General features: G+C 39.8%; 21 protein-coding genes. 9 read left to right on the top strand and 12 right to left on the bottom strand.

Annotation, left to right across the window (positions count from 1 at the left end; translation table 11 throughout):
- Window positions 1–1,080, top strand: a complete 1,080-nt coding sequence (gene leuB / locus NE363_RS16150) for a 3-isopropylmalate dehydrogenase (RefSeq protein ID WP_077164956.1) — start codon at window positions 1–3, stop codon at window positions 1,078–1,080.
- A gap of 57 nt (window positions 1,081–1,137) precedes the next feature.
- On the opposite strand, the gene NE363_RS16145 is transcribed toward leuB, so the two are convergent.
- Window positions 1,138–1,545 carry a hypothetical protein gene (locus NE363_RS16145; protein ID WP_445535456.1) on the bottom strand — a complete coding sequence of 136 codons (408 nt, stop codon included), beginning with the start codon at window positions 1,543–1,545 and terminating at the stop codon, window positions 1,138–1,140.
- 167 nt (window positions 1,546–1,712) lie between these two features.
- Here NE363_RS16145 and NE363_RS16140 point away from each other — a divergent pair, with 167 nt between their 5' ends.
- Complete coding sequence (locus tag NE363_RS16140) at window positions 1,713–2,087, top strand: lysozyme inhibitor LprI family protein (protein ID WP_077169087.1); 375 nt, start codon at window positions 1,713–1,715, stop codon at window positions 2,085–2,087.
- A gap of 51 nt (window positions 2,088–2,138) precedes the next feature.
- Here the strand turns inward: NE363_RS16140 and infA are convergent, their stop codons facing one another.
- Window positions 2,139–2,360 (bottom strand): translation initiation factor IF-1, encoded by a 222-nt coding sequence (infA, locus tag NE363_RS16135; RefSeq protein ID WP_001284370.1) that lies wholly within the window; start codon window positions 2,358–2,360, stop codon window positions 2,139–2,141.
- 264 nt (window positions 2,361–2,624) lie between these two features.
- On the opposite strand from infA, the gene NE363_RS16130 reads away from it, so the two are divergent.
- Complete coding sequence (locus NE363_RS16130) at window positions 2,625–3,635, top strand: AraC family transcriptional regulator (protein WP_004883404.1); 1,011 nt, start codon at window positions 2,625–2,627, stop codon at window positions 3,633–3,635.
- Window positions 3,636–3,654: 19 nt separating this feature from the next.
- Here the strand turns inward: NE363_RS16130 and truA are convergent, their stop codons facing one another.
- The 5 genes from truA to asd form a co-directional block, all read right to left on the bottom strand.
- Window positions 3,655–4,452, bottom strand: coding sequence for a tRNA pseudouridine(38-40) synthase TruA (truA, locus tag NE363_RS16125; protein WP_445535455.1), 798 nt, complete (start codon window positions 4,450–4,452; stop codon window positions 3,655–3,657).
- 14 nt (window positions 4,453–4,466) lie between these two features.
- Complete coding sequence (locus NE363_RS16120; RefSeq protein ID WP_445535454.1) at window positions 4,467–5,438, bottom strand: asparaginase; 972 nt, start codon at window positions 5,436–5,438, stop codon at window positions 4,467–4,469.
- A 58-nt stretch (window positions 5,439–5,496) separates the two neighbouring features.
- Window positions 5,497–6,789, bottom strand: coding sequence for a hypothetical protein (locus NE363_RS16115; protein ID WP_445535453.1), 1,293 nt, complete (start codon window positions 6,787–6,789; stop codon window positions 5,497–5,499).
- Window positions 6,790–6,848: 59 nt separating this feature from the next.
- Complete coding sequence (locus NE363_RS16110; protein ID WP_445535452.1) at window positions 6,849–8,210, bottom strand: type IV pilus assembly protein FimV; 1,362 nt, start codon at window positions 8,208–8,210, stop codon at window positions 6,849–6,851.
- A 149-nt stretch (window positions 8,211–8,359) separates the two neighbouring features.
- Window positions 8,360–9,478, bottom strand: coding sequence for an aspartate-semialdehyde dehydrogenase (gene asd / locus NE363_RS16105; protein WP_002053322.1), 1,119 nt, complete (start codon window positions 9,476–9,478; stop codon window positions 8,360–8,362).
- Window positions 9,479–9,665: 187 nt separating this feature from the next.
- On the opposite strand from asd, the gene NE363_RS16100 reads away from it, so the two are divergent.
- Together NE363_RS16100 and gltP are read left to right on the top strand one after the other, a co-directional pair.
- Window positions 9,666–10,787: an endonuclease/exonuclease/phosphatase family protein gene (locus NE363_RS16100; RefSeq protein ID WP_445535451.1), complete on the top strand. Its 1,122-nt coding sequence runs from the start codon at window positions 9,666–9,668 to the stop codon at window positions 10,785–10,787.
- A 691-nt stretch (window positions 10,788–11,478) separates the two neighbouring features.
- Window positions 11,479–12,765 (top strand): glutamate/aspartate:proton symporter GltP, encoded by a 1,287-nt coding sequence (gene gltP / locus NE363_RS16095; RefSeq protein ID WP_004698899.1) that lies wholly within the window; start codon window positions 11,479–11,481, stop codon window positions 12,763–12,765.
- 56 nt (window positions 12,766–12,821) lie between these two features.
- Here the strand turns inward: gltP and NE363_RS16090 are convergent, their stop codons facing one another.
- From NE363_RS16090 to NE363_RS16075, 4 genes are all read right to left on the bottom strand, one after another.
- A complete protein-coding gene (locus NE363_RS16090) occupies window positions 12,822–13,922 on the bottom strand; it encodes a glycosyltransferase family 4 protein (protein WP_445535450.1) in 1,101 nt (366 codons plus the stop codon).
- 234 nt (window positions 13,923–14,156) lie between these two features.
- Complete coding sequence (gene lpxL, locus NE363_RS16085; RefSeq protein WP_445535449.1) at window positions 14,157–15,092, bottom strand: LpxL/LpxP family Kdo(2)-lipid IV(A) lauroyl/palmitoleoyl acyltransferase; 936 nt, start codon at window positions 15,090–15,092, stop codon at window positions 14,157–14,159.
- Between the two features lie 119 nt (window positions 15,093–15,211).
- Window positions 15,212–15,844: a LysE family translocator gene (locus NE363_RS16080; RefSeq protein ID WP_445535448.1), complete on the bottom strand. Its 633-nt coding sequence runs from the start codon at window positions 15,842–15,844 to the stop codon at window positions 15,212–15,214.
- A 224-nt stretch (window positions 15,845–16,068) separates the two neighbouring features.
- Window positions 16,069–17,979, bottom strand: a complete 1,911-nt coding sequence (locus tag NE363_RS16075) for an ATP-binding cassette domain-containing protein (RefSeq protein WP_191102296.1) — start codon at window positions 17,977–17,979, stop codon at window positions 16,069–16,071.
- Window positions 17,980–18,011: 32 nt separating this feature from the next.
- Between NE363_RS16075 and NE363_RS16070 the strand changes: the two genes are divergently transcribed.
- Complete coding sequence (locus NE363_RS16070) at window positions 18,012–18,257, top strand: SlyX family protein (protein ID WP_004698888.1); 246 nt, start codon at window positions 18,012–18,014, stop codon at window positions 18,255–18,257.
- Window positions 18,258–18,312: 55 nt separating this feature from the next.
- Here NE363_RS16070 and NE363_RS16065 read toward each other — a convergent pair whose 3' ends face one another.
- Complete coding sequence (locus tag NE363_RS16065) at window positions 18,313–19,320, bottom strand: zinc-binding alcohol dehydrogenase family protein (RefSeq protein WP_216133539.1); 1,008 nt, start codon at window positions 19,318–19,320, stop codon at window positions 18,313–18,315.
- A gap of 99 nt (window positions 19,321–19,419) precedes the next feature.
- On the opposite strand from NE363_RS16065, the gene NE363_RS16060 reads away from it, so the two are divergent.
- The 3 genes from NE363_RS16060 to topA all read left to right on the top strand — a co-directional run bounded on the left by NE363_RS16060 (window position 19,420) and on the right by topA (window position 23,066).
- A complete protein-coding gene (locus NE363_RS16060) occupies window positions 19,420–19,797 on the top strand; it encodes a winged helix-turn-helix transcriptional regulator (RefSeq protein ID WP_004698884.1) in 378 nt (125 codons plus the stop codon).
- 147 nt (window positions 19,798–19,944) lie between these two features.
- Complete coding sequence (locus NE363_RS16055) at window positions 19,945–20,394, top strand: hypothetical protein (RefSeq protein ID WP_004698883.1); 450 nt, start codon at window positions 19,945–19,947, stop codon at window positions 20,392–20,394.
- A 35-nt stretch (window positions 20,395–20,429) separates the two neighbouring features.
- Window positions 20,430–23,066: a type I DNA topoisomerase gene (topA, locus tag NE363_RS16050; protein ID WP_134262225.1), complete on the top strand. Its 2,637-nt coding sequence runs from the start codon at window positions 20,430–20,432 to the stop codon at window positions 23,064–23,066.
- The last annotated feature ends 17 nt before the right edge of the window (window positions 23,067–23,083 follow it).

Genomic DNA, 23,083 nt, shown 5'->3' with positions numbered 1-23,083 from the left:
ATGTCTAAACAGATTTTAATTTTGGCTGGCGATGGTATTGGTCCTGAAATTGTTGGGGCAGCAGAAAAAGTATTAAATAAAGTAAATGAAAAATTTAATTTGTCGTTGACTTGGGAACATGGCCTATTGGGTGGTGCAGCGATTGATGCTCATGGTGAACCGTACCCAGCTGTAACAAGCGAGCAAGCAAAGAAAGCTGATGCCATTTTATTAGGTGCCGTTGGCGGACCAAAATGGGACACCATTGAACGTTCTATTCGCCCTGAACGTGGTCTTTTAAAAATTCGTAGTGAACTTAACTTGTTTGCTAACTTGCGCCCAGCGATTTTATACCCACAATTAGCCGATGCTTCTAGCTTAAAGCCTGAGATTGTTGCTGGCTTAGATATTTTAATTGTTCGTGAACTTACTGGTGGTATCTACTTTGGTCAGCCACGTGGTATTCGTGAACTCGAAAATGGTGAAAAACAAGGCTATAACACTGACGTTTATTCTGAAAGTGAAATTAAACGCATTGCAAAAGTGGCTTTTGAACTTGCAGGATTACGTGGTGGTAAAGTTTGTTCAGTAGATAAAGCAAACGTTTTAGAAGTGACAGAGCTTTGGAAGCAAACGGTTACTGACTTACAGCAAGCGAACTATCCAAATATTCAACTTTCACATATGTATGTAGACAACGCAGCAATGCAGCTTGTCCGTGCGCCAAAACAGTTTGATGTGATTGTTACTGGTAACTTGTTTGGCGATATCTTGTCTGATGAAGCAGCAATGCTTACAGGTTCAATCGGTATGTTGCCATCAGCATCTTTAGATGAAAGTGGCAAAGGCATGTACGAACCTTGTCATGGTTCGGCACCTGATATCGCGGGTCAAAATGTAGCAAACCCATTAGCAACGATTCTTTCAGTTGCAATGATGCTTCGTTATACCTTCCGTGAAGAAGCTGCTGCTAAAGCAATTGAGGATGCAGTAGGACAAGTACTTGATCAAGGTTTCCGTACAGCTGATATTATGTCTGAAGGCATGACGAAAGTAGGTACAGCCGAGATGGGTGCAGCGGTCGTTGCTGCTCTTGCTTAATTGCTACTTTGCTAAAAAACGCGGCTCTAAGCCGCGTTTTTTTATTGTTGAAAGGTTTTAACAGGCTTTGCCCTGATATTGGATTGATTCAGCGATATCATTTTTAAGCTGAAAAATAACTTTGCAACTAAAATTAATATCGTAAGAATTGCTCCCTAAAGCCCCCGATTGAATAGGAACGGGATTGCCACCCATTTCCAGATTATTCACCATAGGAATAGGGATACTTAATGGCCGTAAAATTGTGTAGATGAGTTGATTTGGTGTTTTCTGTGGAACATGAGCAATTTGAAAACCGAGACCGCGTAAGTTTAGTTCTTGTTGAATGGTGGTAGATGACTTACCCAGAAAGCCTTTTAAATATTCCTGTAAGCCGACAGATTGGTGTGGATCAGTTGCACAACCGTTCAAATAAATAAGCATCACTGAGAGCAAACTTATTCGACATAGGGTCTGTATATTCATTTTTCTCTCTATCAAATTATATTTATTATTAGATAACGGTAGGTTGGATTGCTGAGCTTGTAAAGAAAAAAAGGAAGTTTATGATAAATGGAGGATGAGTTTATCTAGCAATCCATGCTCATATCCAAAAGCCTTTATAATTATTTCGTAAAAAACTTAAGGAAAACATGATGAAAAAAATACTTTTAGCACTTTTATGCAGCTTCGGAATAACAGCGGTATATGCCGATAATTGTGACACTACTCGTAATACCTATGATGATATTTACTGTACAAATAAAATCTATGCGAGTGCTGATGCTGATCTAAATAAAAACTATCAGGCATTAAGAGCAAAATTGAATACAGCGCAACGAAGTACGCTTAAGAAGTCTCAGCTTGCTTGGATACGTCAACGTGATGCTGAATGTACAGATTCAAATAGAAATAGTGTAGACGTGCAGTGTCGTTTACAGACAACGCAGGAAAGAAACCATTGGCTACAAGAAAGATTACGTGAATGCCAAACAGTTGGTTGTAAAACCAGTCGATTAAGTGAATAAATAACGCAATAAAAAAGCCACTTCATGATGTGGCTTTTTTGCATTCACTAATTAGCGAGCACGGTACGTAATACGACCTTTAGTTAAGTCATATGGAGTCATTTCGACTTTCACACTGTCGCCAGTAAGAATACGGATATAGTGTTTACGCATTTTACCAGAAATGTGTGCAATAACTTCGTGACCGTTTTCAAGACGTACACGGAACATCGTATTAGGAAGCGTTTCGGTGACAACGCCTTCGAACTCAATGAGTTCCTCTTTATTGGCCATAGCCTACCTGATGATCAAATTGGAAAGGCGCAAATTATAGTCAATTTATTTAAAAAAAACAAGATAGACATCTTCTTGTTAAAGCATCTGGTTAAACTATGACTAGTAAAAAAAGATGTAATTTTTTTCACAAAACAACTCTAATTCTGTTGTCAGTTTGGTCAATCAACGCTAATCTAAAATCATAGTTATTAGGGACTGTTCATGAAAAAAGAGTCAACAGCTCCTAAGTATCAATGAAGTATCTACATGGAAGGGCACTGCGTGGGTCAGCTAACAGATGCATCAGTTGTATTACGTTTTGGCTATCAAGCAATTCGTCGTGCAGGATTGCCAACGGAAGAAATATTAACTAAAGCGGGAGTCGCTTTAAATCAGGTCGATACCAATGCACGTACTCCTTTAAGTGCACAGTATGCCTTTTGGACTGCAGCTCAGGAAGTCAGTAAAGACCCAGACATCGGTTTGCATTTAGGTGAACATTTGCCTTTATACCGTGGTCAGGTCATTGAACACTTATTTATTAGTAGTGAAACCTTTGGTGAAGGGCTTAAGCGAGCTTTGGCTTACCAACGTCTCATTAGTGATGCATTTGATGCAAAACTGGTCGTCGAAGATGGACGTTGTTATTTGACCAATGGTGAACAAATTGGTGCTGATAATCTTGTTAATCGTCATTTTTCAGAATGTGCGATTTCAGGTGTGCTTCGATTCTTCAAATTTATTACCGAAGGGCAATTTCATCCAATCTTCATCGATTTTAATTTCAGTGAAGGTGCTTCTGAAGATGAATATTTCCGTGTTTATGGCTGCCCAGTAAGTTTAGGTCAGAAAGAAACAAGACTATATTTTGATCCTGCCATTTTAGATTTCCAGCTTTGGCAGGCAGAACCTGAACTATTGCAATTGCATGAGCAGCTCGCAATTGAAAAGTTACAAGAACTGGCTCGTTATGATTTAGTGGGCGAAGTTCGCCGTGCGATTGGTTCGACACTGGAAAGTGGAGAAACCACGCTAGAAACTGTAGCAGCACAATTAAATATTACACCGCGCCGTTTACGCACACAGTTAAGCGAAGCGAATACCAGTTTCCAGCAAATACTTTCTGACTATCGCTGTCGTTTGGCTAAAAAACTTTTGGCAAATACCAGTGAGAGCGTAGAGCGTATTGTGTATTTAACGGGTTTCTCTGAACCAAGTACATTCTATCGTGCGTTTAAACGCTGGACCAATGAAACGCCCGTTGAGTACCGTAAGCGTAAACAGCATCGTTAAATACTAAAATTGGTTAAGCCTACTCAGGTAGGTTTAACCAATATGGGCCAAGTGGTGGCTGTGGCAAGTCAAATTGCTCAGGATAATAACATTGAATAAAGTAGAGGCCGTCAGGCGGAGCAGTGACTCCTGCTGCTTTACGATCTTGTGCCGCAAACATCGCATCGATATGGTCTATTTCATACATACCTTGACCAATTTCGAGTAAGCATCCGACAATATTGCGTACCATATGGTGTAAAAAACCATCTGCTTGAATATCTAAGACCAAGTAGCGACCATGTTCAAATAGACGGCAATGCGTTACATGTCGTACAGGTTTATTGGACTGGCATGCTGCTGCGCGAAAGGTTTCAAAGTTATGCGTCCCTTCAAATTTACTGGCAGCTTTAATCATCTTTTGCACATCTAGCTGTTGGTAAATGTGCGTGACCTGTTTATGTAAAAGGGCTGGGCGACAAGGAGCGTTATAAATAACATAGCGGTAACGTCGAGCCGTCGCCTTAAAGCGTGCATGAAAATTTTCATCCATCACTTTAATCCATTGAATGGAAATATCTTTAGGTAACTGGCTATTTGCTCCTCTTAACCATCCCGTTTCTGGTCGAATGGCATTCGTATCGAAATGTGCCACCATATTGGTTGCATGTACACCTGCATCTGTTCTACCCGCACCATGAAGTGCAATAGGTTCATCTGCAATTTTGCTGAGTACACGTTCAATCGTTTCCTGAACGCTGGCAACGCCTGGCTGTTGTGTTTGCCAACCTCGATATTGAACTCCGCTAAACTCAATACCGACCGCATAACGTTGCATAGCTTTACCTCTATTTAATGCAAATTTTCATTCCAATGGCTGAACCATTGTTCTGGGGTTGGGTATTTTAAATAGATTTGAAGTGCTTTTGCATAAAGATCTGCATGACTATGTGCATCATTAATGACAATTTTTGCAGTTTTAGCCCAAGCGCTAATGGCATAACGTTGGTCAATGCCGCCAAAGGTCACTTGTGTCGCCAAGATTGGAACACAACCATGAGCATACAGTTCATCTAATGTTGCCAATAGTTCAGGGTTTACTGCAATATTGCCTGTACCAAAGCCTTGTAACACCAAAAAGTGTGGTGGGGCAGGAAGTAAGTGACGTAACTGTTGTACCAAGTGCTGTGTTGCAATCGGTTGCATCATCCAGTTTAAAATCTGGAATGAAGCAGCTTTTTCAATTTGAGCATCTTGAACGATCAATTCATTTTGCTGAGGTGTAAAGTCAACTTCACTACTTAAACCTGAAAATGCATCGAGTTCAGTCGTATGAGTTTTTAATGCAGTTTGTGCATGGAATACTTGATGATGAAATGCAAGATAAGCACCTACAGGTAAGCTAATCACTTGTTCTAATGCAAGATATAAGTTCTCAATTGCATCAGTAAATTCACGAGTATTATCACCTTGAATATTAAGTAACGGGTATTGGCTACCAGTAATTACAATATGACAGCTTTGGCCTAAAAAGCGGGCTAGGGTTGCAGCCGCATAACTGAGTGTATCTGTACCATGAATAACAACGAAATGTTGATAGCCTTCAAGTTGTAGTTGTTGTATGCGTTGAATGAGGCGTAACCAATCAGGTGCCGTACATGCACTGCTATCGACAATATTGGGTGCAGCAAAGCAGTCGACTGTTAAGTGTGGGGGAATCACTTTTTCAAGTTGAGGTAAGAATTGGTCGTAAGGCATAGGCGCTAAAGGTTCACCAATGCAACCAAAAGTACCACCCATATAAAATAAGGCTATTTTTTTCATATTTTTGCAGGCATAAAAAAGCAGTCATCTCTGACTGCTTATGGTAAATCGAACAGTTCTAAGAAGCTATGCGATTAAGTAGGTTTTTCGCATGTTGTTGTTGTTCTGTGTTGAATTTTTGCTCATCAGCCTGTAGTAAATTGCGTGCTGCTTGGTTCGCTCCAAACTTAATGTATTGCTCAGCCAACTTTAAGTCGAGTTCATTTTCATTTACTTGTTTTAATTCTGGAAAAGCCTCTAGAAGTGGATCTTCTATTTGAGCTTGCGTAACTACTTCATTGACTACATCTATAGAATTTTGAGTTTCAAGCTCTGGTGCTGTAACTAAGGCAGGCTCATCTAACGAAAACTCAAGAGGTGCGATCGAAGTCGCTTCTAATGGCGCTTGTTCTACGAGTGTAAGTTCATCTAATGATGTAGCTTGTTCAACAGATTTCGTCTCTGAACTTGAAGGATTTAAGTCAAGGTTGAAATCTAATGCATTGACGCTACTCTCTTGATCTGCTTTTACCTCTATTGCTTGAGTTTTTTCCTCAGTTTCATGCTGAGGGGCCAAATCAAAAGAAAACTCTAAATCAGCTAGCTCATTTGTTTCTTGAGATGAAGATACTTCGGATACTTGCTGAGATGTTGATACTTCTGGTTCATCTACAGGTTGGCTGGTATTTTCTGTAGTTGCAGTTTTTTCAAATGAAAAGTTAAACTCTAAAGGTTCAACTTCAACAGCAGGTTCTTGTTTTACAGGAGCATAGTCTTTCTGCAAGTCATCAAAAGAAGTCTCAGAAGAGCTTGTTGTTAATTGGTCAAACTGAGCAGTTGTGTCCGATATAGCTTGTGGTTCTTCATGTGCTTTAGCTTGAGGAAAATCAATAGCATCAGGTTGTCTTGATGACTCATATTCTTTTTGTCTTGCTTCTGCTTTAATCGCTATTTCATTTAATGCCAAGCTGCGAATGTGGCTAATAAGTTGTTGAATCGCAAATTCATCTTTTTGAGCAATATGAACTTCAAGAAGTAATAAATACAATTCATGCTGGGTGTTGTCTTTTTTTAGTGCCTGATTGACTTGAGCTTCAGCTGCTGAAAACTGTTTTTCTTGAATGAGCTGTAGAATATTTTGACGAACAGCCTCAGGTACAGGACTACTTTGTGGAAGAGCAGGAGCGACTTCTTCAACTACATTGGCTTTACTTTTTTCGCGCGAGCTTTTACTCGATTTACCACTCGCTTTTTTGCCCGATTTTTTACTTATACTTTTTGGGGAGGTGGTCTCTTGTTTTTGGCCATTCTCACGCTTTTTTAAAACAACGGCGACCACGAGTAATATGATAAACGGAATCACATATAACATTACTTTCCCCTTAAAAAATAAAATTTTGCAATATAAAGCGAGCTAACTCTGATTTTAACTTAATGTTTTTGCTTGTGAGTTTGTTGCTGTGCTTTTAACTGCTGTTGTAACTCTGCCAAACGCGCATTCAGAAGTTGAATACGTTGGTCTTTTAAACTTAAAGTTTGATTTAGTTTGGTTACATTCCTTTGTAATGTAACGGTTTTTTTGCGAGTTGTCATAACTTTTACTGCTAACTCAGTATTGTTTTGACCTTGTTGTGTGCTCTTTTTTGCACTTCCATGAGTAGAATTTGGGCTGTTCTCTGCCACAATGCTCATTTCTGCTTGTTGTAAGCGATATTTAGCTCTACCAGAAGATGCTTTTGCTAAGTTAGTTTCACTCGATTTAGATTTTGTATGTGAAGTCTTAGCTGTATTTGCTGTTGTTAAGTTTAGTGAAATTCCCTGACGTAAACGGTTTACATCACCTTGAATAAAAGCATGTCGGTTTTGAGCTTGGATATCTCGCATGACTTTAGCCACAGGTTGTTTGGTCTGTGCTGCAATACGATTGGCAATAGTCCATAAAGATTCATTACGCTGCACGACATATTTGCCTGCAGGGGCTGGACCTTTATAAGTACTGATTTTCTGCTTTTTCGGTGTATTTTTACTTAATGCATTTTTTTGTTGAGCAGGCTTAGGTTGAGCCGCTTTTTTGACTGTAGTTGTTTGATTGTCACTGCTCGGTTTAAGAGAAGCGGCAGGCTGTTTTTCTACAGCAGATGGTTCATTACTCATTGCTGCGATAGTTTGCTGTGGTGCTTGAGTCGCAGGTTTTTCGGTAAAAGGCGTTGCTGGAGCCGAGTTATTCAAAGCAGGAGCAGTTCCAGTGCTAATGTTTAGATTACGCTCATTAGCTGTAGTTTCGGCTACAGGTGTTGCTGTTTCAGCAGGTGTATAATGAGTACTTTCAGGTAGGTTTAACGCAATGTCTTTTTCATTTACGATAAATTGTGGTGAAAGTGGAGTTTCGTTAGCAGCGACCTTTTTGATAGGCGATGGCTTTAAAACGGTTTTAATATGTTGAAGGCGAGTTGCATTACCCTCACTGACTTTTACGACAATATTCAGTTCGGGATCAATAATAGGACGAGATGAGGTAATTACAATAACGCCAGAACCTTGGCCATTTTGACGTGTATAAAAATTTAGACTACCAGGAGGTTGGTGAGTGACTCCCAAACCATTGAGATCTTCTTGAGTGGCTAAACTGACTTGCAAGGGAGTGTTAGGATCCGCTTGCTGAAAATTCATTTCTGCATAAAGTAATTCCCCAGGTGCAGATTGAATTTGAATAGGATCTAATGTAATCGCATAAACACAAGGCGAAGACATAATGGTGAAAATGGCAATTTTTAATTTGTTATATGCAGTCATCTCAATCCATGACCTGATCAGTCGTAAAGTCGTTCAAAATTATACAATAATGAAATGTAAATAAATTGTTAATTTTTCACAAACCAGTTACGAAAAAAGCCGATCAAATGTGATCGGCTTTTTATTTTGACTGAATAATTCAGGTCAAATTATGAGCTTTTGTATTCAACTAAAATACGTAACATGCGACGTAAAGGTTCAGCAGCACCCCAAAGTAGCTGATCGCCTACTGTGAATGCACCGAGATACTCTTTACCCATATTGAGTTTACGTAAACGGCCTACAGGTACAGTTAAGGTACCAGTCACAGCTACAGGTGTAAGATCGGTCATCGATGCTTCACGTGTATTTGGTACAACTTTAGCCCACTGGTTTGAGTTACGAATCATATCTTCGATCTCATCAAGCGGAACATCTTTTTTCAGTTTGATCGTTAATGCTTGAGAGTGGCAACGCATTGCACCGATACGAACACAGTGACCATCAATAGGAACGATTTGAGAGTTACCTAAAATCTTGTTGGTTTCAACTTGACCTTTCCATTCTTCTTTAGATTGACCGCTTTCAAGCTGTTTATCAATGTAAGGAATTAATGAGCCCGCAAGTGGCACACCAAAGTTCGCAGAAGGGAAGCCTTCACCACGTTGTAACTCAGCAACTTGGCGGTCAATATCAAGAATTGCAGATTTAGGATCATCTAACAAAGTCTTGGTATTGTTGTATAAGTAACCCATACCTGTTAACAACTCACGCATGTTTTGTGCGCCAGCACCTGATGCTGCTTGATAAGTCATAGCAGTCATCCACTCAACCAAATTGTTTTGGAAAAGTGCACCTACACCCATCAACATAAGTGATACGGTACAGTTACCACCAACGAAAGTTTTAGTACCTTTCGCTAAACCGTCTTTAATCACGTTAAGGTTAACCGGATCAAGAACGATGATTGCATCATCAGACATACGTAAAGTAGATGCTGCATCAATCCAGTAGCCATCCCAACCAGTTGCTTTTAACTGCGGGAAAACTTCAGATGTGTAGTCGCCACCTTGGCAGGTAATAATGACATCCATTTGCTTCAGACTGGTAATGTCTGTAGCTTCCATAAGTGCTGGAGCAGTCTTACCACCAAATGAAGGAGCTTCACCACCTGCATTACTGGTAGAGAAATAGAATGGCTCAATATGAGCAAAATCATTCTCTTCAACCATACGTTGCATAAGGACGGAACCGACCATCCCGCGCCAACCGACCAGACCTACTTTCATGTCATTTTGCCTCGGTGCGTTAAAATTGTTAGGGGGAGTTGAGTGTATCAAAAGTGCTCACAACTGCAAGCGTTACAGAATCAAAACAGCAATTTTATTGAGTAGAATATCTTGTTTATGTTACATACAAAATTGATAAAGATGACAAAAACATTAAAAAACAAATCATCTTAAAAGAGAAATTTCAATGATTTATATCGAAGTTGTGTCTGTAGTAGTGATTTGGTTGACTTTCTGGTCACTGATCCCTCGTGATGAGTGGTGGTTTCGAGGCGCTGATTTTCCACGGTTACAAATTTTGTTTGTTGGGCTAATTGCTTTAATGGGCATGTTGTTTTGGCCAACTGAATGGAATCTATGGCGTGAGATTTTACTTGCGGTACTTATCGCAGCAATTGCTTATCAACTTAAAATGGTTTTACCTTATACATTGTTTTGGAAAAAGCAGGTTAAAAAAGTTAAACCAAAGCAATTAGATCCTCAAAAGCAAATTTCACTGATTGTTTCTAATGTACTCACATCTAATGATAAATATCATTTATTACTTGAGCATGTGCGGACATTAAAACCTGATTTATTATTGACGTTAGAAAGTGACAAGACTTGGGAAAATGCTCTAAAAGAAATAGAAGAAGATTATTCATACCGTGTGCCAGTCCCTCTAGATAACTTATATGGCATGCATTTATATAGTCGACTCCCTCTTAAAAATACAGAGGTTAAATTCATTCTAAGTAATGAAATTCCTTCTATTCATACCACTGTAATCTTGCCTTCTGGTATGCCTGTTCAGCTCTACTGTTTGCACCCTAAACCACCTAGTCCAACTGAAGCAAAAGATTCAACACTACGAGATGCAGAACTTTTAATTGTTGGAGATCAGATTAAAGATCTAGATGAAAGTTGTATCGTGATGGGAGATCTAAACGATGTCGCATGGTCCCGCACAACGCGTTTATTTCAACGTATTAGTGGGTTGCTCGATCCGCGTGTTGGACGACATTTTATAAATACTTTTCATGCAGACTATCCTTTATTGCGCTGGTCACTTGATCATATCTTTCATAGCACAGATTTTGGTTTGATAAAGATGCAACGTTTATCTCATATTGGATCGGACCATTTTCCTGTTTATGTGGTTTTACAAACAGGTCGAATATTTGAACAGATTCAAGAAGAAGTTGAAGAAACTGAAGAAGATGCAAAAGAAGCCCAAGCTGCAATACAAGAGGGTATTGCTAAGGCTGAAAAAGAAGAAAAAGTCGTGACTGATGAAATTACAGAACCTTATAAAGGGAAAAGTATATAAAAGCGAGTTGTAAGCAATATCGTACAAAGATTTGAGTCTAGGTCCAATAGGCAGGGAGAGCTAAAACCCGTATTCTACATTCATCGGCACACGGAAGCGGGAATGGATTATCCCAAGTAAGGATGCACTAAGCTGATATGGAACGACATCACGGATAAGATGTTAGAACGGAAGCGATAAAAAGAATTATATACCCTGAAAGCACAACCTCATTTACCCGAGTTTTGCAGGACGCAGAACTCGGGTTGATATTTTATATAAATACCATTTAATTAATTATAAATTAAAGAAATATTTTAAGGTTCTCTTAATTTAAAAATCTATTTAATTATAGGTAGTAGTCCATAAATTTTTTTATATATCCGAGCCCTTTTTCAATGAAAATAGATACAAAAATTTTTTTAAATAAGTTTTTGTTTTTATAGATTATTGAAGAATAAATATAGGCTTTGATCTATTTAGGTATAAATTGGACTTGTTTAATTGGCAAATCTCAATAGAATGTGCCGATCGTTGACATGTTGGATCGTCAACAGGCATTGTTGTTTACTTCGCCGGATCGGCGGGTTGTGATTTGCTTGTGCATTTAAATTTCTGTTTGGAAATTAGTGTACATATTGAGGTTTCACTATAAAAATAGTGTTCTTCTCCCTCTCATATTTGATACTTTGCGGTGCATAAGGATTGTCTTATGAAGAATTTTAAATTTAGCCTTGCGTGGCAAATTTTAATTGCTTTAATCCTAGGGATAGTTGTCGGGGCTGTTTTACATAATCAGCCTGAAATCAAAGATAGCATTGTAAATAACGTTCTTACTCCATTAGGTAAGATCTTTATTAGCCTGATTAAAATGATTGTTATTCCAATCGTTTTCTCTACATTGATTTTAGGTATTGCTGGTGTAGGCAGTACAAAAAGTCTAGGGCGTCTTGGTTTTAAAACCATTCTCTATTTCGAAATTATTACTACTATTGCTATTTTGGTTGGCTTAGTTGCAGCGAATATCTTCCACCCTGGTTCAGGCATTGATATGTCTCAGCTAGTTCAAACAGATATTTCTCAATATAAGCATACAACTGAAGAAGTTCAGTCACAGTCTCATGGCATCATGCAGACAATATTATCGCTTATCCCAACGAACATTATTAGTTCAATGGCGCATGGCGAAATGTTACCAGTGATTTTCTTTGCTGTACTTTTTGGTATTGGTCTATCTTCATTACCAGCTACAACTAAAGACCCATTATTAAATGTATTTCATGCTGTATCGGAAACAATGTTCCGTGTAACGCACATCATCATGAAATATGCGCCAGTGGGTGTATTTGGTTTGATCGCTGTAACTGTTGCAAACTTCGGTTTCGCTTCACTTATTCCATTAGGTAAATTGGTTGTATTGGTTTACGGTGCAATCTTGTTCTTTGCTTTAGTGGTACTTGGTTTAACTGCAAAAATGTTCAGTATCAATATCTTTACTTTGCTTAAGATCTTGAAAGATGAATTAATTTTGGCATATTCGACTGCAAGTTCAGAAACAGTTTTACCGCGTATCATGCAAAAAATGGAAGCTTATGGCGCGCCAAAAGCGATTTCTAGTTTTGTAATCCCAACAGGTTATTCATTTAACCTTGACGGTTCTACGCTTTACCAAAGTATTGCAGCAATCTTTATTGCACAGCTTTACGGTATCGAAATGTCAATCAGCCAACAAGTTATTTTGGTTGTAACACTAATGATTACTTCTAAAGGTATCGCAGGTGTTCCTGGCGTATCGTTTGTTGTGTTATTAGCGACATTAGGCAGTGTTGGTATTCCTGTAGAAGGCTTAGCATTTATTGCTGGTGTTGACCGTATTATGGATATGGCTCGTACTGCGTTGAACGTTGTAGGTAACGCGCTTGCAGTACTTGTAATCAGTAAATGGGAAAAACAATACGACTATGAAAAAGCTGCTGCTTATGAAGCAACATTTAAATAAGACTGCTTTCTTTTAGTTAATAAAAAACCCGCGATCATCGCGGGTTTTTTATTACGTTATTTTAATACACTTTGATATAGCTCAAGGGTCTGATCGCACATATCTTTTAAACTGAACATTGTTACAGGAGCAACTGTTTGAGGTTGTTCAATATGATATTTTACTGTTTCGACTAAAGCTTTTTCATTTTCAGCTTCAACAAGACCTTGTGGATATACATTAGATAAAATCTCGGCAACACCTCCACGGTTCCAGCCAATCACCGGCGTACCGACTGACAGCGCTTCTAATGCTGTTCTACCGAATGTTTCTGCTTGATTGGATAGAGAGAGCACGATGTCGCTAAAAGCGAGCCATTCGCGTATATCTGAGCGATGTCCTACAAAGGTGATCTTATCTGCGAGTCCTTTGTTTTGAATGGTGCTTTGCAGCTCACTTAAATAAGCCTGTTTTTTAGCATCGGCACCACCCACAACCACAGCATGTAATTGAGGATATTGCGACTGAAGTTGTTGCATTAACTCAATTAAGCTTTCATGTCCCTTTAAGCGGGTAATACGACCAGGCAAGCATAGTAAAAATTTATTTTCGAGTTCAGGAAAGTCATTAAAAACCTGATTAAACCACTGTGCTGAAGGTTGATAGTTATGCGGGAAAGCAGCAGGGTCAATTCCTCGATAAATCCGGACAATATCTTGTGGTGGACAGTTTTTATAATGGTCAGTGATATATTTAACTACGCTGTCAGAAACGGCAATCACTTTTTCAGCTTGAGTCATAATCGCACTATAACGATTGACCGAATAGAAACCATGTACTGTGCTAATGAGGTGAGGGCGCTTATGTGCTGGTATTCCCTTTAAGGCAAAATGGGTAAGCCAAGCTGGCACACGTGAGCGTACATGGATAATATCGGGCTGATGCTCTTCAATAAGTCGACGTAAAGGGCGGATTTGCCACAAGCTCGATAAAGATTTTTTATGAATAGGTAGAGTTAAGTGTTTAGAACCTTCAACTTCAAGTTGGGACACTAATCGTCCGCCGTTTGATACAACCAAAGATTGATGGCCTTGTGCAACCAGTGCACGTGCAATTTCCAGTGTGCCGCGTTCTACGCCACCGCTATTGAGTTCTGGGAGAAGTTGCATCACTTTCATTGTTTTTTGCCTTTAGGTTGTAGCAAAGCGGTGTTTTACCGTTTATTCATTTAATAGGTGGAGTTTACTCCTTACTTTTGTTTTGGCAAAAGTAACAAAACCATTTGTTGGACTAACGACACATCCATGATGTCGTAGTCCAACGGGCGACATCCTTGTCGCCTTCGCACGATAGTACATGCTGGTGTTTATTTAGATGTTTATTACTACGGTGCGGCCGTTACTGAAGATTATTTAATAGATCTCTTCATATCCCTCAGGACGTGTCTTAAATCGACGATGAAACCACATATATTGAGTTGGTGCGATGCGAAGCTGATTCTCAATAATCTTATTTATGCGGGTTGCATCATCGACTTCATCTTCGCTTGGTATATTGTCGACCGCAGGTTCAATCAAGATATGATATTTAGGGTTCTGTACATCGCCATGACGATAAAAATATAAAGGGACAGCAACCGCTTTTGAGATTTTTAATAAACGACGGTGAGCCGTGACTGTAGCAGCTGGTACTCCAAAAAACGGTGCCATAACACCTTGTTTGAGTCCGAAATCTTGGTCGGGACTATACCAAATGGCATCACCATCTTTAAGGTGGCGAATTAAGCCCCGCATATCATCATGATCGATTTGAGCTTTGTAAATCGTTGCTCGACAACGATAAATCAGCATGTCGAGAAGGGGATTATTTTGAGGACGATATACAACATCTGGCTCAAAATACTGAGCACATACATAACCACCAGCATCAAGCAAAGTACTGTGAGTTCCCAGTAATAAAACGCCTTTGCCCTGAGCTTGAGCGTTAGTAATGTGCTCTAAACCTTCAATCGTGACACGGTTTTTAAACCAGTACGGTTTATACCAAGCATTTAATGTCTCAAAAATACCAAGCATCATATCTACAAAAACTTGTTTTGCTTGTTGCTGTACTTTTTCAGATGACCACTCGGGAAAGCAAACTTCTAAATTGCGAATAGTGGTTTTGCGGCGAGATTTTAAATATTTCCAAGCGATATTTGCTAACCCGTGAGCCAAACGCCATTGAATCGCCCACGGTAAAATAGCCAAAAGCATGAGGAAAGTAATCGCAATCCATACACCCCAATATTTAGGTAATAAAAAGGACCACTGAAACTCACCGGGCGTATAAGGCTGCTTTTGGCTCATAACGATATAAAAAATTTAAAAAGTTAAAACTGCCAAAAGTGTATCACGAACTGAATTTATCGTCGTAATACACAGGAATAAATTGAAGGTTTAGAGTCTGTAAAGAAAAATAAAGTAGGTTATCGGCGGTGTTCTAAAAGAATACGAACAGCGAGTCCGGCTAATACCGTCCCCATAATCCAGCGTTGGATGCTTGCCCAAAGCGGTTTTTGCTGTAGAAAGAGAGCAATGCTACCTGCAGAAAACACAATCAGTGCATTTACTGAAACACTTACAAAAATTTGTATGGTCCCGAGTTGAATAGACTGCGCTAAAATACTGCCTTGTTGTGGGTGAATAAACTGTGGCAATAAAGACAAATACATAATTGCAATTTTTGGATTCAGTAAATTTGTCAAAAAGCCCATTAAAAATAATTTTAATGGTGAATCGATAGATAAGTCTTTTACACTGAAAATAGGCGCAGCATTTGGACGTAAGGCTTTCCATGCAAGCCAGAGTAAATATATGGCACCTACAATACGAATTGTGTCATAGGCATATGGAACTGCGATCACAAGCGCCGTAATCCCGAAAGAAGCGCAAAGCATATAAAATACAAAACCAACCGCAACGCCACCTAGGGAAATAAAACCTGCGATTTTGCCCTGACTAATGGAACGAGAGATAAGATAAATCATGTTTGGACCTGGGGTGAGTACCATCGCCAAGCAAATGAGTCCGAATGCCAAAATTTGAGAGAGATCTAGCACGGAAATATCCTTAAATATTATTATACTGGTAGGTATATCATAATTATTTTTATAAGTCTTATATTCAATCAGAGTGATATTTTAAAATATTAAGGCTGACTAAACTTAATCTTTCATCACGTGTGTTTATAGAGTTTGGGTCTTAAATATTTATATACTCTGAAAAAAGCCCCCTTAATTTCAGGAGGCTTTTTTGTTATTTAAACTGTATGGAAGAGCGTAAATTAATTTCCTTTACTCATTTGCTCAAGTTCATCCCAACGCTCTAATTTTTCAAGCAGTAATTCTTCAATTTCTGCGAGGCGTTGGCTTGCTTGAGTCGCAGCATCTGCATCAGACACAAACCACGAACCATCTGCAAGTTTGTCAGAAAGCTCGGCTTGTTCAACTTCCAATTTCTCGATTTCAGCAGGAAGTTGCTCAAGTTCACGTTGGTCTTTATAACTCAATTTCACTTTTTTAACGTTACTTTGAGCAGCAGCTTTTTCAGCTTCAGCTTTTGCTTGAGCTTTTTTAACGTCAGATTTCTGATCTACTACTTTGTCATCTGGACGTTGTAGTAAGTAGTCTTGGTAGCCACCGATGTATTCTGCAATATTACCTTTGCCATCAAATACCCACGTAGATGTTACTACGTTGTCCATAAATGCGCGGTCATGCGAAATAAGTAATAGCGTACCTTTGTAATCAGACAGCATCTCTTCAAGTAGCTCAAGAGTCACCATATCCAAGTCGTTGGTTGGTTCGTCCATCACAATCAGGTTCGATGGTTTAAGCAATAATTTAGCAAGCAAGATACGGTTACGCTCACCACCAGAAAGCGCTTTGACTGGTGTACGTGCACGTTCAGGTGAGAACAAGAAATCTTGTAAATAACTGTAGATATGACGACGGTTGCCGTTTACATCAACAAAGTCAGAGCCTTCTGAAACGTTTGCCATGACTGTTTTTTCAAGGTCTAAGGCATTACGTAATTGATCAAAATAAGCAACTTCTAACTGTGTACCTGTCTTAACAGAACCACCGTGCTCGATTTCACCTAAAATCGCTTTAATTAAAGTCGTTTTGCCAACGCCGTTATCACCTACGAGGCCAATACGGTCACCACGCATGACAAGGGTCGAGAAATCTTTGATAAGTGGCTTGTCATCATAAGATACGCTCAAGTGCTCAATATCAAATACTAATTTACCTGAGCGATTTGCTTCTTGAGTAGCCATGCTCACTTTACCTTGTTGTGAGCGACGTGCTTTAGATTCTTCACGTAAAGCTTTCAAAGCACGAACACGACCTTCGTTACGTGTACGACGTGCTTTAATGCCTTGACGAATCCAAGCTTCTTCTTCAGCTAACTTTTTATCAAATAAAGCATTTTGTTTCTCTTCTGCTTCCATTTGCTGAGCTTTAAGCTCCAAATAGCGAGAATAATTGCCTTCATAGCCGCGTAAAATGCCGCGATCAAGTTCAACAATTCGAGTTGCAATGCTATCTACAAAAGAGCGGTCATGCGAAATAAATAGAAGCGTTAAATTATTTTGATCGAGTAGGAATTTTTCTAACCATTCAATACTTTCAACATCTAAATGGTTGGTTGGTTCGTCTAGAAGTAATACGTCTGGCTGCGTTAAAAGAGCACGAGCAAGTAAAACACGACGTTTACGTCCACCAGATAAGTCTGCCAAATCTGCGTTTGGGTCGAGTCCCATTTTACTTAATAGGGCATTCACCTTGTTTTCAAGCGCCCAACCGTCTAGCTGGTCTAGCTTGTGCTGAAGGTTACCCATACGGTCACAGGCTTCCATGTCTCCTAGCATACAAGCATCGGTTGCTTCATGGTAAGCTCTAAGTACTTCGGCAGCTTCTCCTGCGCCATCTGCCACAATGTCAGCAACTTTGCCAGAATCCATTGGAACGTCTTGGGCTAACATCGAAACCGTTAGACCATTTTGAATAGAAACTTCACCAGAATCGGGTAATAAGCTTCCCTCGATGAGTTTAAGTAAAGTAGACTTACCTTCACCATTACGCCCAATTAAACAGACTCGTTCGCCACGTTCTAGATTAAAGTTCGCGCCATCGAGCAGGGCAGGTCCGCCAAAAGCAAGTTGGACATCCCTTAGGGTAATATAGGCCATAATGTTTTCCAGAATCTCAAATGAGGATTTAAATGACTAAACCACCATATCATGATGATCAAGCGTCATTTTCCGCACCCATTGAAGATTTGCAAGTGCGAATTACATTTTTGGATGATTTAGTTGAACAATTAAATCAACAACTCGCTATTCAAACTCAGGAAATAGCTGATTTGAAAAAACAAATGCAATTACTTTACCTACGTGTGGAATCTTCAGATTTATCAGAAGGTATTGCGCCTTTTGACCCATTAACCAATAAACCTCCTCACTATTAATAAAAAGGCAAGTTCAATACTTGCCTTTTTAACTAGAGGATATTTTTAATTTTAGTTAAAAACCGTGTAAAACAATTTTCCCTTTTGTCTTACCACTCTCAATTTGTTGATGAATCTGTTTTAAATTTTCAGCATTAATAGGGCTTAAAACTTCAGTCACAGTTGTTTTGATTTTCCCTTCCTCAACTAGCTTGCTGACTTCATTTAATAGTTCACTTTGTTTTTGCATATCTTCAGTTTGAAACATTGAACGCGTAAACATAAACTCCCAATGCACCGATACAGACTTCGATTTAAACGGTTTAATATCTAACTGCTCAGGGTCATCAATGAGTCCAAAGTGTCCTTGTGGTGCAATCAACTCTACAATATCTGATAAATGCTGATCTGTTTGAGTGGTCGAGAACACATACGAAGGTGCATTTAAGCCTAATTGCTTGATTTGTGGCGCTAAAGACTCTCGATGATCTAATACATAGTCAGCACCGAGTTGTTTTACCCATTCTTTCGTTTCAGGGCGTGAAGCTGTCGCAATAATCGTAAGATTAGTTAACTGTTTAAGAAGCTGAATGGTAATAGAGCCTACACCACCAGCCCCGCCAATCACTAATATTGTTGTGTTTTCTGGTGCAGTCTTTGGAACTTGCAAACGATCAAATAGCATTTCCCAAGCCGTGATTGCTGTTAAAGGCAGAGCTGCAGCCTCAGTTGCTTCTAAAGTTTTTGGTTTATGACCAACAATACGTTCATCAACCAATTGCAACTCACTATTACTGCCTTGGCGATTTAAAGCGCCTGCATACCAGACTACATCACCTACTTTAAATTGAGTGACTTTATCTCCAGTCGCTTCAACCACACCTACAGCGTCCCAGCCAAGCACTTTCCAACCAGATTCAGCACTTACATTTTTACGTATTTTGGTATCAACTGGATTGACTGAAATTGCCTGTACGCGAACAAGCAGATCATGGCCTTCTGCAACGGGAGTGTCGAGTTCAATATCTACGAGTGCCTCTGGTGATGTAATAGGTCCTGCTTTTTGATATGCCACAGCTTTCATAATTGTGATTCCTCTTGTTGAGAGTTTGATCATAACGTAAGCTTAAAAATAGTGACTACAGACAAATAACGCTCATAGTGTCAAAAAGGATACTGTAAAATGGCAAAAGCTCGACATTCAAGTTTTGACTGTTCACCGGGTTGTTCAGTTGAAGCTGCAATCAGTTTGATTGATGGTAAATGGAAATGTGTCATCCTTTGGCATTTACTAAATGAAGGAACTTTGCGATTTAATGAAATCCGTAAACGAGTTCCAAGCATTACGCAAAGAATGCTCACCAATCAGCTTCGTGAGTTAGAACAAGATGGCATTATTCATCGCGAGGTTTATCCTCAAGTTCCTCCTAAAGTCGAATATAGCCTGACAGATTTAGGACAAGGTCTTGAGCAGATTCTACTTGCTTTAAAAACATGGGGAGATGCCCATCTAGATCGGTTCGGTAAGTTATCCACTCTTGAAACTGAAAAGTCTGCCTAAATATTGTGCCTAGATTGCTAAGAATATCTACGAGAAAATGTTGTAGTTTTTAACCTCACAGGTTAATGGGACATTATTTTTATGATGTAACTTGCGTTTTCTGGTCAGCTTATGCAACTCTAATAAAAGAGATTAATAGGTTTTGCTATGGACAATATGGGAATTTGGGTTACCGTTATCATTGTTCTTTTCGTGCTAGGCTCCATTTTTGGTTTAAGAGTGAGTCCGCGTGAAAAGGCACTCGGTATTATGCGAGACAAAGCCCGTAAAATGGGACTACATCCACGCATAATTGCCGCACCTGAATGGACACATGTCCCGATGGCAACTGAAAAGCGTGCCAGCATGGTTGCTTATTATAGTGTATTAATCCCCGATGCTCGTTTAACGCTCATGCGTGCTCGTGTTATAGACGGAAAATTAAAAGTAGTGCAGGGCGATGAGAAATTTAATGATTCTCCCATTGCATTAAAAGGGATTTATGCTATTGATATGCAGGCAAACTGTGTAGGCCTTTATTGGGATGAGGAATCGGACCTAAAAGCCACGCAATTAGATGAGATGAAGGCTTATCTGTTGGCCTTGGCTGAAGCCTGATTTTTAAATTTATTGGTATAGGAATAACATTTTATATGGCGAATACCTCGCGCTCTGCATCTCAAAGCACAGCATCTACTGCCTCTGCTGCACATAAACGTGCCTTAGTGATTGTGGAGTCGCCTGCCAAAGCGAAAACCATCAACAAATATTTAGGTTCGCAGTACATTGTTAAGTCTTCTGTGGGTCACGTACGTGACTTGCCAACAGGCGGCAGCAAATCAACAGAGAAAAAGCCGGCTGCCCGGACAAAACTCACTGAAGCTGAAAAAGAACAAAAAGCCCAATCTGCGCTGATTAATCGTATGGGTGTCGATCCAGAACATGACTGGAAAGCACACTACGAGGTTCTACCTGGCAAAGAAAATGTTGTTGCTGAACTCAAGAAACTTGCTAAAGATGCAGATGCAATCTACCTCGCAACGGACTTGGATAGAGAAGGGGAAGCGATCGCTTGGCACCTACGCGAAGTGATTGGTGGTGACGATAGTCGTTATCACCGTGTGGTATTTAACGAAATTACTAAAAATGCCATTCAAGAAGCATTTAAACAACCAACGCGCCTAGACTTAAACCGTGTGAATGCACAGCAAGCACGTCGTTTCTTAGACCGCGTAGTGGGTTTCATGGTTTCGCCATTACTTTGGGAAAAGATTGCCCGTGGTTTATCGGCAGGTCGCGTACAGTCAGTTGCTGTAAAGCTTGTTGTGGAACGTGAACGTGAAATTCGTGCTTTTATTCCAGAAGAATATTGGCAAGTTTTTGCAGATACCCAAGCCAAAAAAGATGACATCCGTCTTGAAGCAGTTAGACAAGCAGGTAAAACGCTTAAACTGAAAAATAAAGCTGAAACTGATGCTTTATTAGAAGTTTTAAAAGGCGCTGAATATAAAGTTGCACAGCGTGAAGATAAGCCGACTAAGGTCAATCCAAGTGCACCATACATCACTTCGACTTTACAACAAGCTGCAAGTACACGCTTAGGTTTCTCTGTGAAGAAAACTATGATGCTTGCGCAGCGTTTGTATGAAGCTGGTTTTATTACCTATATGCGTACGGACTCAACGTTTTTGAGTGATGACGCTGTAAATATGGTACGTGCTCATATTGAGAGCAAGTTTGGTGAAAAATACTTACCAGCAAAGCCAAACCGCTATGGTAACAAAGCGGGTGCTCAAGAAGCCCACGAAGCAATTCGTCCGTCAAATGTTTCACTTACAGGTGATCAACTTGCGGGTGTAGAGCGTGATGCTCAGCGCTTATATGACTTGATCTGGCGTCAGTTTGTTGCTTGTCAAATGACACCAGCAGAATATTTGTCTTCAACTTTAACGGTTGAGGCAGGCAATGTTGAGTTAAAAGCAAAAGGTCGTACGCTTGTATTTGATGGTTTTACGCGGGTTCGTGGTGCCAACAAGTCTGATGACGATATTATTTTGCCAGCTATTAAAGTCGGCGAAATCTTAAAATTAGAGAAGTTAGACCCAAGTCAGCACTTTACTAAGCCGCCTGCACGTTTTACTGAGGCATCTTTAGTAAAAGAACTTGAAAAACGTAGTATTGGTCGTCCATCGACTTATGCAGCGATTATTTCTACCATTCAAGAACGTGGTTATGTCAAATTAGAAAATCGTCGTCTTTTTGCAGAGAAGATGGGCGAGATCGTGACAGATCGTCTTGATGAAAGTTTTAATAACCTGATGAACTATGCGTTTACAGCAGACCTTGAAGGACAGCTTGATAAAGTTGCTACAGGTGAGCGTAACTGGAAAGAGTTACTCGATACTTTCTATGGTGATTTTAAAAAGCGTTTGACCAATGCTCAAGGCGAGCAAGGCATGCGTCGTAACCAGCCAGTTGAAGTACCAGCAGTACATTGTCCTGAATGTTCACGACCAATGCAGATTCGTACAGGTACAACAGGCGTATTTTTAGGCTGTTCTGGTTACAACTTGCCGCCTAAAGAACGCTGTAAAGGGACTTTGAACTTAACACCAGTTGAGTCTTTAGCTGCGTTATCTGATGATGATGGAGCTGAAACGGCTGACTTGATGTCAAAGCATCGCTGTCCAAAATGCGGTACAGCAATGGATAGCTATGTGATTGATGGCGGTCGCAAGCTTCATGTCTGTGGTAACAATCCAGATTGTGATGGTTATGAGCTTGAAGAAGGCGAGTTCAAGATTAAGGGTTATGATGGCCCAACTATTCCATGTGATAAATGTGACGGCGAAATGCAGCTTAAAACTGGTCGCTTCGGCCCGTATTTCGCTTGTACAAGCTGTGACAATACTCGTAAAGTCTTGAAGAGTGGTCAACCTGCACCACCACGCGTAGAACCAATCAAGATGGAACATTTGCGCTCAACCAAGCATGATGACTATTTCGTGTTACGTGATGGTGCTGCTGGTCTATTCTTGGCTGCCAGTAAGTTCCCGAAAATTCGTGAAACACGTGCACCAAAAGTTGCTGAGCTTCGTAGTGTGGCTGATCAACTTGATCCAAAATACCAATTTATTTTACAAGCTCCAGATGTAGACCCTGAAGGTAATCCAACTATTGTGAAGTTTAGTCGTAAGAACCAATCACAGTATGTCGGATCTGAAACACCAGAAGGTAAACAAACTAAATGGAGTCTGATTTATCAAGACGGTAAATGGATTGAAGGCTAAATAAGACAGATAAAAAA

The organism is Acinetobacter sp. G18, from assembly GCF_052660225.1.
Note: the sequence above shows the minus strand (reverse complement) of the source record. Positions and strands in the feature narration are given on the sequence as shown.